We start from the raw sequence: 12,072 nt of genomic DNA on the forward strand, positions 1-12,072 counted from the left end.
CGATGGCACAGCATCCATGAAAACAGCGAATCGGGCAAACCGCTCGCCGGCGCCGCCCAGTGTCGGATTCCCCCCGCCGGATGGCGCGGGGGCCCCGATGGACGTTCCGCCGGGCCGGGCCGCGGGCCCCGTCCCCGCCGCCGACCCCGCTGCCGATTCTGCACCGTGGGTTCAAGTTCTAATATTAGGCAAGTTGTCGGCGACAAATTCCCCGTGGTCCCCCCGGGCCGTCCCGGACCTTTCCGTTCACCCCTTCCCGGGCGCGATCCGGCGGCACGGAGCGGCGTTTCCCCGGAAAGCCTGTGGCCAGGCCCCTCTTCGGCCGAAAAATACTGGCGGGGGGATTGCATCGGACGGCGGCGGACCGTGTCCGCATCCATGAGGAGGGAAACATGAACATCTCCGCAACCGGGACTTCGAGCCTTTCGTCCCTGTACCTCCAGCAGCTGCTGGGATCGACGGGAACGTCCTCCTCCGGCGAGGACGCCGGCACGACGATCACGGACCTCCTGACCCTCTCCGCCGCGGGGCAGCAGGCGTCGGCAGGCAGCGGCACCGATCCCTTCAAGGCCGACCTTGCCAGCCTGCAATCCACCGTCGCCTCCGGCGACCTCGCCGCGGCCAGGAAGGCCTACCAGGCCATGGTGGAGAAGATGCAGAAGAACGGGGAGATCCCCGCCGATTTCGCCGCCGTGGGCAAGGCCCTGGAATCCGGCGACCTCAGCGGCGCCGCCACGGCCCTGGAGGGGGTCCAGTCCAAGGCCGGCAAGGGCCCCCAGGGCGGGCCGCCTCCCCAGGGCGCCAATCCCCTCGAGGAGGACATGACCACCTTGGGCACGCTGATCCAGTCCGGGGACCTCACCTCCGCCAGCACCCTGTTCGCCTCCATCCTCACCAAGGCCAAGGGCCTTTCCACCGACGATTCCACCCGGTCCGCCGTCAGCGCCCTCTCCACGGCCCTGGACGCCTCGGACAGCTCCGCCTCCGGCACCGCCTGGGAAACCCTGATGGCCAAGCTCCAGTCCGAGCAGGCAAGCACCTCCTCGTCCTACGCGAAGACCCTGGAGTCCCTGGCCGCGGCGGCCTACACCAGCAGCGCCGCGGCGCTGGGGTAGCTATTTCGCCCACTCCAGGCTGTCCCGCTTGGCGCGCCAGTGCGCGCCCAGGTCCAGGGCGATGGCCCTTTCGCAAAGTTCCAGGGCCCCATGGAAATCCGCCCTTTCCGTGCGGGCCTGCACGCCCCGTTCCAGGGCGGTGGTGGCCTCCAGGGCCCGGCGGTAGCCGTGGCCCAGGGCCGGCTCCATCTCGGGGAGGTTCTTCAGGAACCCCTGCAGGGCCTCCTCCACGCCCTCCCAGTCCTGGAGCTGGGCCCGGGCCTCGGCCAGGAGGTCGTAGGCCACGGCCTTGACGGCGTTGGGCAGGGACTGCTGGCCCTCCAGGGTGCGCGCGAGGTACTTGGCCGCTCCGCCGGGGCCGGCGATGGAGGCCTCCCGGTGCCCCTCCACCAGGTCCTCCAGGACCTCCTTCACGGATTTGTTCACGCGTTCGATGCGCTTGGCCATCAGGACCCCACCAGGATGAGAACGAGCCGGTTCATCCGGCCATCCTATCAGCCATGGTAGCCTTTGCCCCATGAGCGACCTCGCCGCCTACGAACGGGACCCCTACCTCACGGAACTGGACACCGCCGTGGTGCGCGCCGGCGACGACGGGCGCCCCTTCGCGGTGCTGGCCGACACCGTCCTCTACCCCGAAGGCGGAGGCCAGCCCCCGGACCACGGGAGCCTGGGCGCCGCCGAGGTCCTGGACGTGCAGAAGCGCGACGGGGAGGTGCGCCACTACCTTTCGGCGCCGGTGGCGCCCGGGCCCGCGCGGGTGCGCCTGGACTGGGACCGCCGCTTCGACCACATGCAGCAGCACACCGGCCAGCACCTGCTCACGGCCGTGGCCCAGGACCGCTTCGCATGGGCCACCACCGCGTTCCACCTGGGCGAGGAGGTCTGCGACATCGAACTGGCCACCCCCGCCATCCGCGGGGCCGAGCTGCGCGCGCTGGAGGAGGCCGTGGCCGCCGAGATCCGCGCGGCGCGCCCCGTCAGCGCCGCGCGGGTGAAGCCCGGGGACCTGGCCGGGCTCCAGGTGCGTTCCCGGGGCCTGCCGGAGGGGTTCACGGGGGACGTGCGCCTGGTGACCATCCAGGGGGTGGACACCAACACCTGCGGGGGCACCCATGTGCGCTCCACCGCGGAACTGGAGGCGGTGGCCCTGCTGGGCACCGAGGGCCTGCGGGGGGGGACGCGGCTCTTCTTCGTGGCCGGGGGCCGGGCCCGCCGGCGCCTTGCGGCCCACGAAACCCGCAACGCCGCCCTGCGGACGCTGCTGGGGGCCCCGGACGCCGGCCTCGTCCCGGCCCTGGAGGGCCGGCTGGAGCAGATGCGCGCCCTGGACCGCAGGGTCCGGGCCCTGGAGGAGGACCTGGCCGGCCTGGTGGTGGAGGCCCTGGCCTCCCGCCCCGGACCCGTGGCCGATCACCACTTCGAAGGCCGGGATGCGGGCTTCCTTCAGCGGGCGGCGCGGCAGCTGGCCGCCGCGGCGCCCCACAAGGCGGTGTTCTTCACCTCCACCCTGGAAGGCCAGCACTTCTTCCTGCTCACCGCCGGGGAGGCCTCGGCCCTGGATGTTCCCGCCCGGGGCCGGGAATTGGCGGCCCTCCTGGGGGGAAGGGGGGGCGGCTCCGGCCGGCTGTTCCAGGGCAAGGCGTCCACCCTGGAGGCCCGGGGGGCGGCGGCCGCCCTCTTGTCTTGATTCCCCAGGGCTTCTCCTATAGGATTCTCGCATCTGGGCCTCCGAGGTATTCGCGCGGAGCGTCCGGATCGCCACCAAACCCCATACCGGTTACTCTGTTCCTCCGCGAGGCCTGTCTTCCGTCCGGGCCGACGTGGCCCAGACCCACGGTGGCCTTTCCCGGGGATCCCCCATGGCCGAGGAACCGCTTCTCACCAAGACGATCCAGTGCCCCGCCTGCGAGCAGAAGGTGCCCCTGCGCATGGCCAATCCACGCCTGTACACGGTGGCCAGCCGGGAGTCGGACCGGCATGTGACCTCGTACCGCTGGCTGCGGTCCCTGGTCACCGACGTGGTGCCCCACCACTATCGGGTCTGGCAGTGCCCCCGGTGCCTGTTCGCGGATTTCGCCGACAAGGTGGACAAGGAGAAGCTGGACGGCAGCCACGACGAGGCCCGGTCGCTCTTCATGGACATCTCCATCGAGAAGCGGGTGGTGCTGGATTCCCTGCGCAAGCTCGTGCCCCAGGGGGACCTGGACGCCCGGGGGGCGGTGGCCATCCACCTGGCGGCCCTCCTCATCGCCTTCTTGCCGGGCAAGCGCATGGACCACGCCAAGCTGGGGCGTCTGGCCATACGGTTGGGCTGGCTGTACCGGGAAATGGATGGCCCGGCCACCCCCCCGCCCGAACCGGAAAGCCGGACCATGCCCGAACTGGCCGAGGCCACCGAGCGCCTGGACCGCCTCCTCAAGGACGCCGCGGCCGCCCTGGAGGCGATCCAGAGCAAGGGCCGCCTCCGGGGCGCCGAGCTGCGGCTGCCGGCCGACGGGAACCCCTACCTGGCCCACGGCGAACTCATCGAGGTGCGCCTCCGCACCGTCCAGGCCGACGTGGCCACCCTGCAGCTGGCCGTGCTCGCGGACCAGCAGGGCCGCCTCACCCCGCCCCCCCCGCCCGGGGCGGATGCGGGAGGCACCCTGGCGGGCTCCCTCAACGCCATCCTCCCGCTCTGGCCGGACCTCCCCAGGAACGAGCGCCAGTGCATGCTCCTGGCCCTGGAGGCCCTGGAGTACAGCTACCAGTTCGAGCGGGGCAGCGGCAGCGAGGACGAGGGCCTGGCCCAGGTGAACATCATCCTGGATCTCCTGATCCGCCTGGGCCTCCTGGAACGGGCCCTGGACTGGACCTCCCAGATCTCCAAGTTCGCCACCGACAGCGTGGAGGATCTCCAGAACCGCATCGCCAAGGGCCGCGGCTCCGGCACCATGACCCCCTTCGATGAAACCGTGATCAACCGGAAGATCGCCGCCATGGGCCTGACCCGCCAAAAGGCGGGCGAGCGTCGGCGGGAGGTGCTGGAGCTGATCCTGGACCGGGACCGGGAGGCCATCGACGCCAGCCTCACCGCCACCGCCCAGCGCCCCTCCCCGGAGCGGGTGAAGGCCCTCCTGGACCTGGGCATCCACCAGGGCGTGGTGGCCCTGCTGGGCAAGGAACTCGCCGACAAGACCAAGGATTCCCCCGGCTGGTTCAAGAACCTCCTGAAGACCTAGCCTTGCGAATCGCGCCCCTTCCCCTCCTCCTCGCCCTCCCCCTGGTGCAGTGCGGCCACGGGGTGGCCGAGCGGAACGCCCGGGCCCTGGACCAGATCCGCACCCTGCGCGCGGAGCTGCACGCCACCAACCGGGATGCCTTCGACCGCTTCACGAACCTCCAGGACTATCCCGAGATCCGCCGCGCCTTCGGCACCGAATCCCTGGATCCCGGCACCCCCCTGGGCCCCCACTTCCAGGAGAGCCTGGACCAGATGCTGGACCTGGTCCTGAAGAAGCTCGCCGCGGAGCCCGACGATGCCTATTTCCTGAACAAGGCCGCCAAGGAGGTGCGCCGCTTCGGCACCTGGTGGCGCTTCCAGGCCTCCCTGATCCAGACCCGCAACGACCGCCTGAGGGACCATTTCGAAAAGGAGCGGGACAGCTATTCCACCTCGGGCCAGGAGCGCTTCCGCCTGGGGCTGGAGGTGCTGGACGAGATCGTGAACGTCCTGCGGGAGTACGAGCGCCGCGTCGAGGCCTGCGCCCGGCGCATCGAGGCGCTGGACGTGAAGCGCGGAGGATGGTGAGCGGGGGGGCGCCGGCGCCTTGGGCCTTCCGGCCGGTTCCGTCCCGCCCTGCCGGGGGCCGCGAGTTCATTCAGCCGGGTTCCATCCAGGGACCCGACCCACAGGGGCCCCGACGCCATCCGCCGACCCACCGGTAGCGCAATCGCAGCAGCAAGCTGCTGCGATCGCACTTGCCGTTGTCCATGGACGGCAGGAGGAAGAGGACATGGGGTGCGCTCCTTAGGCGCGCGGCGCAGAAATGATGTTTCGACATATATTCCGCGTATGGGGGCGCCTTTCGCGACCTCCCCGCCCCACCCCTCCGCCACCCATCGTCCATGGATGACGGCAAGCGCAAACGCAGCAGCTTGCTGCTGCGTTTGCGCTACCGTTGGGTCGGCGGATGGCGTCGGGACCCCTTTGGGTCGCGTCCTTGGATGGAACCCGGCTGAATGAACCCGCAGCCCCCGGCAGGGCAGGACGGAACCGGCCGGAATGCCCAAGGCGCCGGCGCCGTCCCAGGGGATTAGACGGTCACCGTGTCGGCCACGTCCTTGAACGAGGGGATCTGGTCGAAATTCATGTAGCGGTAGATCTCCTTCGCCTTGGCGTTGACGGACGCCACCTGGGCCAGGTACTCGGCCGGGGTGGGGATCCGGCCCAGGAGGGCGCAGACGGCGGACAGTTCCGCGGAGCCCAGGTACACCTGGGTGTCGATGCCGAGGCGGTTGGGGAAGTTGCGGGTGGAGGTGGAGATGGCGGTGGCGCCCTTGCGCACCTGGGCCTGGTTGCCCATGCACAGGGAGCATCCGGGGGTTTCCATGCGGGCGCCGGTGCGGCCCAGGAGGCTGTAGTAGCCCTCCTCCATGAGGACGAATTCGTCCATCTTGGTGGGGGGGGCGATCCACAGGCGGGTGGGGATGTCCGTCTGGCCTTCCAGGACCCGGCCCGCGGCGCGGAAGTGGCCGATGTTGGTCATGCAGGAACCGATGAAGACCTCGTCGATCTTCGCGCCGGCCACGGCGGACAGGGGCTTCACGTCATCGGGGTCGTTGGGGCAGGCCAGCAGGGGCTCCGTGATGGCGCTCATGTCGATTTCCAGGACGGCGGCGTATTCCGCGTCCTTGTCGGCTTCCAGCAGCTCCGGCCGGGCCACCCAGGCCTCCATGGCCTTGATGCGGCGCTCCAGGGCGTTGCGGTCCTCGTAGCCGTTGGCGATCATCCACTTCATGAGGGTGATATTGGAATTCATGTATTCGAGGATGGGTTCCTTGTCCAGCTTGACGGTGCATCCGGCCGCGGAGCGCTCCGCGGAGGCGTCCGTGAGCTCGAAAGCCTGCTCGATCTTCAGCTTGGGCAGGCCCTCGATCTCCAGGATCCGGCCGGAGAAGACGTTCTTCTTGCCCTTCTTCTCCACGGTGAGCAGGCCCCGCTTGATGGCCTCGTAGGGGATGGCGTTCACCATGTCCCGCAGGGTGATGCCGGGCTGCATTTCGCCCTTGAAGCGCACCAGGACGGATTCCGGCATATCCAGGGGCATGACCCCCGTGGCGGCGGCGAAGGCCACCAGGCCCGAACCCGCGGGGAAGGAGATGCCGATGGGGAAGCGGGTGTGGGAGTCGCCGCCGGTGCCCACGGTGTCGGGCAGCAGGAGGCGGTTCAGCCAGGTGTGGATGACGCCGTCCCCGGGCCGCAGGGACAGGCCGCCGCGGTTCGTGATGAAGGGCGGGAGGGTGTGGTGCACCTGGATGTCCACGGGCTTGGGGTAGGCCGCGGTGTGGCAGAAGGATTGCATGACCATGTCCGCCGAGAAGTTCAGGCAGGCCAGGTCCTTCAGTTCGTCCCGGGTCATGGGCCCGGTGGTGTCCTGGCTGCCGACGGTGGTCATGCGGGGCTCGCAGTAGGCGCCGGGGCGCACGCCCTCGCCTTCCGGAAGGCCACAGGCGCGCCCCACCATCTTCTGGGCCAGGGTGAAGCCCTTGGTGGACGCGGGGGGCACGGTGTTGGGACGGAAGAGGGTGGAGGCCGGAAGGCCCAGGGACTTGCGGGCCTTGGCCGTGAGGCCCCGGCCGATGATGAGCGGGATGCGGCCTCCGGCGCGCACCTCGTCGAAGAGCACCGCGGACTTCACCTGGAATTCCGCCACCACCTTGCCGCCCTTGAGGACCTTGCCGTCGTAGGGGCGCAGCTCCACCACGTCCCCCGTCTCCAGGCCGGACACGTCCAGTTCGATGGGCAGCGCCCCGGAGTCCTCCATGGTGTTGTAGAAGATGGGGGCGATCTTGGAGCCCAGGCACACGCCGCCGAAGCGCTTGTTGGGCACGAAGGGCACGTCGGCCCCCGTCCACCACAGCACGGAGTTGGTGGCCGACTTGCGGCTGGAGCCCGTGCCCACCACGTCGCCCACGTAGGCCACCGGGTGCCCCTTGGCGATGAGTTCCTGGAGCAGCTTCATGGGGCCCAGCTTGCCGGGTTCGTCCGGGACGATGCCCGGCCGCGGGTTCTTGAGCATGGCCAGCGCGTGGAGCGGGATATCGGGCCGGCTCCAGGCGTCCGGGGCCGGGGAGAGGTCGTCGGTGTTGGTTTCGCCCGTGACCTTGAAGACCGTCACCGTGAGGCTGGCGGGCACTTCCGGCCGGCACGTGAACCACTCGGCCTCCGCCCAGGAGGCCAGCACCGCCTTGGCGTTGGCGCTGCCCCCGTCGGCCTTGGCCTTGACCTGGTCGAAGGAATCGAAGATCAGCAGCGTCTTCTTGAGCCCCTCCGCGGCGATGGCCCCCACCCCCGGCTCGTCCAGCAGGGCGATGAGGGGGGAGATATTGAACCCGCCCAGCATGGTCCCCAGCAGCTCCGTGGCCTTCTCCCGGCTCACCAGCGGGCTCTGGACCTCGCCCCAGGCCACCTTGGCCAGGAAATCCGCCTTCACCTGCGCCGCGTCGTCCACCCCCGCCGGCACCCGGTGGATGAGCAGCTCGAGCAGCGTGGCCTCCTCCCCCTGGGGCGGCCGCTTCAGCAGCTCCACCAGCTCCCGGGTCTGTTCCGGCGTCAAGGGCAGCGCCGGAATGCCAAGGGCGGCGCGTTCGGCAAGGTGGGTACGGTAGGCGGCGAGCATGGGACCTCCGCCTACAAAGATACCCCCCAACCCCCAAAACATCTAATGGTGCCGCTAATTAGGATCAACGAGTCGTCTTTGCCGCCGGTTTCCGGCCCGTCCCGCCCGGACCTTGGAGCCCGGCTACGGAATCGCACGTGTCCCGGACGTTCGCCCCGGTTCGTTGCTGCGGGCCAAGCCCGCAGCAACGGAATGCTCTCACCCCATGGTTGGGCCTGTGTTTTCACCTATTGGCCCCGACCCACCTCAGGGCCTCTCTTCGAGTGCTGCGCGGAGGGCCTTGGACCGCGCCAACGCTAATTAGTGAAAGCGACCTCGTCTCGAACCGGGCCTTCAGCAGGTCTGGGCGTGAGCCAACTTCAAAAGCTTGTGGGCGGTCCACACCATTCAACGTCGGCGCCCCCCGGCACCGAGAGGCCCATCGCGAAGCAAACCCACAAACCCATGGGAGCCGCTCTCCTCGCCTGGGCCTTCCAGGAGAGCCCTTTCCTTCCGTATTCCCTTCCGCTCAACGAAGCGGGTTGGGCGTAGCACAGCCCCGACGTCTCTTCCGCCCCCCCCGTCATCGCCGGCTTGGCCGGCGATGACGAAACAGGGCGAACGTCTGGGACACGTACGATTACGTAGCCAGGCCCCTAGAACGACCAGCGCGCCTGGAGCGCCCAGATGTCGATGGCGTTCTTGAAGGTGCCGGAGAGGTTGCCCTTGATGTAGTCGGAGGACAAGGGGTTGGTGCCGCCCTTGAGGTTCACGGTGGAGTCCTTGGCGATGATGTGGGTGTAGCCGAAGTCCAGGGTGAAGGCCTTGCTGAACTGGTAGCCGGTGCCGGCGGAGATCCAGGTGCGGTCGGCGTCGGGGATGCGGGGGGTGCGGTAGGTGTCGTCCACGGGGGCGGTGTCCATGGCCAGGCCCACGCGCCAGGTCCAGCCGTCGCCGGGGCGGAGGGTGGCGCCCACGGAGGCGAAGGTGCTGTCCTTCCAGTTCTCGGGGGTGATGTTGTCGGCCTGCGTGGCGGGGTTGGAGAACTTCAGGCGAAGCTCCTGGAACTTGGACCACTGGGTGCGCTCCACCTCGGCGCTCAGGGTGACGGTGGGCGACACCTGCACGTTCAGGCCGAGGGTGATCACGGCCGGGAGGTTCAGCTCGGCGGTGACGGGGCCGTTGGCGGTGCCGGCGGCGAAGGCCGCGGCCAGGCCGTCCAGGTAGGGCTTCTTGGCGGCGCCGGGGTTGATCTGGTAGAGCGCGGCCAGGCCCATGGGGACCGTGGAGGGGATGGCGAAGGTGGCGTCGCCCTTGATCTTCTCCGTGATGGCGGACTGGTAGCCCAGGCCCACGCTGAGGGTCTTCGTGGGCTCGAAGAGCAGGCCCGCCTTGAAGCCGTAGGCCCAGGAATCGCCCGTCACCGAGACCTTGCCGTCGGCGGCGCCGGGGTACACCACGGGCCCGCCGGTGAGGGGGTTGGTGTTGGTGATGCCGGCGGGGGCCAGCTGGGCCACGCCCATGTAGGCCTCGTAGCCGAAGTCCACGGCCTGGCTCAGTTCCGCCTTGGCCCTGCGGGCCACGAAGGACACGCCGCCGCTCCACATGTCGTTGAAGCGGTAGGCGACGGTGGGCGTGATGTCCAGGGTCTCCAGGTGGCTGCGCAGGGCGTGGTACCGCCCGATCCAGTTGTCGTCGTACTGGGTGGTGAGGCCGTAGGGCACGTTCACCGAGAAGCCCGCCTTCAGGTTGGGGCCCAGGGACCACATGGCGTAGACGTTCGGGGTGACGGCGCTGAGGGCGGCGTTGCCGGTGGCGGCGGGCCCGGAGATGGCGCTGAAGGGCGAGGCGGCGGGGATGCCGGCCCTGCTGGCGGCGCCGTTGCTGAACTTGGTGGAGGGCAGGATGTTGGTGAAACCCAGCTGGACCTGGTTGCCTTCGAAGCGGGTGAGGACCGCCGGGTTGTAGAACATGCCGCCGATGTCGGTGCTGCCGGCGCTGACGCCGGCGTAGGAAAGGCCCTGGCCGCTGGCGCCCTGTTCCCTCAGCTGGAATCCGGAAGCCATGGCGTGGGGCGCGGCCGCCACGAGCAGGAGAGCCACCGCTGAAGCGGACAGGGAAACGCGGGAATGGTTGGTCATGCTTGAGACTCCTTGGTCCTGGTTGCGTGTTTTCACGCTTTTTGCCGAATTGGCATGCAGAATCGTCAACCTTATCAAACCGCGCGCCGCCGGACCTTGATTTAATCCATTGGGGACTCAATCTAAATGACTCAGGGTCAGTATCATCAGGAGCGAGGTTCCCATGCGGCGTGCCTACAGGCCTGAAGAGAAGGAGCTCCGGCGCAAGGCCATCCTTGCCGCCGCGGCCCAGCTCTTCAGCGCCTGCCGCTACCAGGACCTGCGCATGGCCGACCTGGCGCGGCTGCTGGGCATGGGCAAGGGCACCCTCTACCTCTACTTCCCCACCAAGGAGGCCCTGTTCCTGGCGGTGCTCAAGGCGGAGATGGGCGGGTGGTTCCAGGGCGCGGCCCGGCGCCTGGAGGCCACGGCCCCCGGGGAGGACCCCGAGCGGGTCGCCGCGGGTCTCGTGCGCGAACTGCTGGACCGGCCCCTGCTGCCCGGCCTCCAGGCCCTGGTGCACGGCGTCCTGGAGCAGAACGTGCCCCGGGAGGAGACGCTGGCCTTCGCGCGGTTCCTGCAGGACGGCGTGACCCGCGTGGGGGCCTGCCTCGAGCGGGCCATCCCGGCCCTGGCGCCGGGCCGGGGCGCCCAGTTCCTCCTGCGCTTCTACGGCCTGGTCATCGGCTCCCAGCTCATGTCCGGGCGGCCCCCGTCCGTGGCCGAGGCCCTGGAGGAACCGGGCCTCCACGTGTTCGATTTCACCTTCGAAGGCGTCTTCACGGGCGCGGTGGTGGATCTCCTGAAGGGGATGCTGCAGGGGGAACTGGCGGCTTCGAACCAGGGAGGTACGACAGCGGCACCTTGAGCGGCGGCTCCTGCCCCTTGAAGCGCAGCACCAGGAGGGCCCGGGCCACGTCCGGGGCCGTGCGGCGGATTTCCAGGGCCATCTCCGGGGCCGCGGCCGGCAGGGGGCCCCGTTCGAAGCCGGCCCCCTCCACGTCGGCGCCCTCCAGGGCGAAGGCCTTGCCGTCCCGGGCCTTGAGCAGGAGCGTCTGGACGGGGACGGCGGGATCCAGGAAGACCACCCGGCTGGGCAGGGCCTCGATGGGGTGATGGAGCTTCCAGTCCAGGTACAGGTCGAACCGGGGCTGCAGCGGGGCGCTGGTCTCCACCCGGAGGGTCTCCAGGCCCAGGGCGGTGCCGGGGGGGATGAGCGCGGGGCGGAGCGTCACCAGGAGCCGCGAGGACGGGGTGCCCGGCACCACCTCCGTCTCCAGGTACGGGGCCACGTCCCCGGTCAGGCGCAGCACGGTGGGCTGGCCCGTCTCCCGGGTGAACGTGAACACGGCCTGGGGGCTCTCGTGGGGCGCCACGACACCCAGGCTTTTGCGCTGCGCGTCCACCGTCAGGTCCGCCCGCACGTCCACGGCCACGGGGAGCCGGTACTCCCCCTGGTGGGGATCGTCGGTGAGGAGCCGCACGTTGCGGGCCTGGGGCCCCACGAAATCCGCGGGATCCAGGGTCAGGGTGAGGCCGAGGCTCTGGCCCGGCGCGAAGGGCCCGTCCAGCGCCGGTCCGCGCACGGTGACGCCCGGGGAGAGTTCGCCCACGCGCAGGGCGATGGGCCTGTCGCTGATGTTGGTGAAGGTGTAGGCGACGGTCCGCACCTCGCGGGGCCCCGTGCTGCCCAGCTGCACGCGGCCCGCGGGCCGGATGTCGAGGCGGGCCGGAGCCTGGGCGAGGAGGTGCGCGGCGCAGGCGGCGATGGCTAGAAAGCGCATGGACATTGGGTTTCCCGGGAAAGGTAAGGGGTTGATGCATCGGGATCCGAGGCAGTATCCCACATCATGGCGGTGGTGCCCAGCGGTCTATCTCCAGCTTTTACAATTAAATACACACACGTCGTCTATTTCGATTTCACATTAATTAACACCACCCGCAAGGGCGTTGCAGGGATGATCCTTCCAGGTC

General features: G+C 69.5%; 9 protein-coding genes. 5 read left to right on the top strand and 4 right to left on the bottom strand.

Annotated elements, in window-relative coordinates; translation table 11 throughout:
• The first annotated feature begins 392 nt into the window (after positions 1–392).
• The gene (locus tag R2J76_RS06230) at positions 393–1,115 is read left to right on the top strand and encodes a hypothetical protein (protein ID WP_316414950.1); all 723 of its coding nucleotides are present in this window, start codon (positions 393–395) and stop codon (positions 1,113–1,115) included.
• On the opposite strand, the gene R2J76_RS06235 is transcribed toward R2J76_RS06230, so the two are convergent.
• Positions 1,116–1,562, bottom strand: a complete 447-nt coding sequence (locus tag R2J76_RS06235; protein ID WP_316414951.1) for a hypothetical protein — start codon at positions 1,560–1,562, stop codon at positions 1,116–1,118. It lies immediately after the preceding gene.
• 70 nt (positions 1,563–1,632) lie between these two features.
• Here R2J76_RS06235 and R2J76_RS06240 point away from each other — a divergent pair, with 70 nt between their 5' ends.
• The 3 genes from R2J76_RS06240 to R2J76_RS06250 all read left to right on the top strand — a co-directional run bounded on the left by R2J76_RS06240 (position 1,633) and on the right by R2J76_RS06250 (position 4,908).
• Entirely contained in the window at positions 1,633–2,805 is a 1,173-nt protein-coding gene (locus tag R2J76_RS06240) for an alanyl-tRNA editing protein (RefSeq protein ID WP_316414952.1), read from the top strand.
• Between the two features lie 172 nt (positions 2,806–2,977).
• Positions 2,978–4,339 carry a DUF2225 domain-containing protein gene (locus R2J76_RS06245; RefSeq protein ID WP_316414953.1) on the top strand — a complete coding sequence of 454 codons (1,362 nt, stop codon included), beginning with the start codon at positions 2,978–2,980 and terminating at the stop codon, positions 4,337–4,339.
• Between the two features lie 2 nt (positions 4,340–4,341).
• Positions 4,342–4,908 carry a hypothetical protein gene (locus R2J76_RS06250; RefSeq protein ID WP_316414954.1) on the top strand — a complete coding sequence of 189 codons (567 nt, stop codon included), beginning with the start codon at positions 4,342–4,344 and terminating at the stop codon, positions 4,906–4,908.
• Positions 4,909–5,413: 505 nt separating this feature from the next.
• On the opposite strand, the gene acnB is transcribed toward R2J76_RS06250, so the two are convergent.
• Both acnB and R2J76_RS06260 read right to left on the bottom strand, forming a co-directional pair.
• Positions 5,414–7,999, bottom strand: coding sequence for a bifunctional aconitate hydratase 2/2-methylisocitrate dehydratase (gene acnB, locus R2J76_RS06255; protein WP_316414955.1), 2,586 nt, complete (start codon positions 7,997–7,999; stop codon positions 5,414–5,416).
• A 635-nt stretch (positions 8,000–8,634) separates the two neighbouring features.
• The gene (locus R2J76_RS06260) at positions 8,635–10,119 is read right to left on the bottom strand and encodes an OmpP1/FadL family transporter (RefSeq protein WP_316414956.1); all 1,485 of its coding nucleotides are present in this window, start codon (positions 10,117–10,119) and stop codon (positions 8,635–8,637) included.
• Between the two features lie 163 nt (positions 10,120–10,282).
• On the opposite strand from R2J76_RS06260, the gene R2J76_RS06265 reads away from it, so the two are divergent.
• Positions 10,283–10,966: a TetR/AcrR family transcriptional regulator gene (locus R2J76_RS06265; RefSeq protein WP_316414957.1), complete on the top strand. Its 684-nt coding sequence runs from the start codon at positions 10,283–10,285 to the stop codon at positions 10,964–10,966.
• Here R2J76_RS06265 and R2J76_RS06270 read toward each other — a convergent pair.
• On the bottom strand, positions 10,878–11,882 hold the full coding sequence (locus tag R2J76_RS06270) for a hypothetical protein (protein ID WP_316414958.1): 1,005 nt from the start codon (positions 11,880–11,882) through the stop codon (positions 10,878–10,880). The genes R2J76_RS06265 and R2J76_RS06270 overlap by 89 nt on opposite strands.
• Positions 11,883–12,072: the final 190 nt, after the last annotated feature.

Source organism: Mesoterricola silvestris (genome assembly GCF_030295405.1).
GTDB lineage: Bacteria > Acidobacteriota > Holophagae > Holophagales > Holophagaceae > Mesoterricola > Mesoterricola silvestris.

What these genes read in the sequence shown, in the direction of transcription:
- R2J76_RS06245 (WP_316414953.1), top strand. Translation starts at nt 2,978, where the DNA reads ATGGCCGAGGAACCGCTTCTCACCAAGACGATCCAGTGCCCCGCCTGC.
- acnB (WP_316414955.1), bottom strand. Translation starts at nt 7,999, where the DNA reads ATGCTCGCCGCCTACCGTACCCACCTTGCCGAACGCGCCGCCCTTGGC.
- R2J76_RS06270 (WP_316414958.1), bottom strand. Translation starts at nt 11,882, where the DNA reads ATGCGCTTTCTAGCCATCGCCGCCTGCGCCGCGCACCTCCTCGCCCAG.
- R2J76_RS06265 (WP_316414957.1), top strand. Translation starts at nt 10,283, where the DNA reads ATGCGGCGTGCCTACAGGCCTGAAGAGAAGGAGCTCCGGCGCAAGGCC.
- R2J76_RS06240 (WP_316414952.1), top strand. Translation starts at nt 1,633, where the DNA reads ATGAGCGACCTCGCCGCCTACGAACGGGACCCCTACCTCACGGAACTG.
- R2J76_RS06235 (WP_316414951.1), bottom strand. Translation starts at nt 1,562, where the DNA reads ATGGCCAAGCGCATCGAACGCGTGAACAAATCCGTGAAGGAGGTCCTG.
- R2J76_RS06260 (WP_316414956.1), bottom strand. Translation starts at nt 10,119, where the DNA reads ATGACCAACCATTCCCGCGTTTCCCTGTCCGCTTCAGCGGTGGCTCTC.
- R2J76_RS06230 (WP_316414950.1), top strand. Translation starts at nt 393, where the DNA reads ATGAACATCTCCGCAACCGGGACTTCGAGCCTTTCGTCCCTGTACCTC.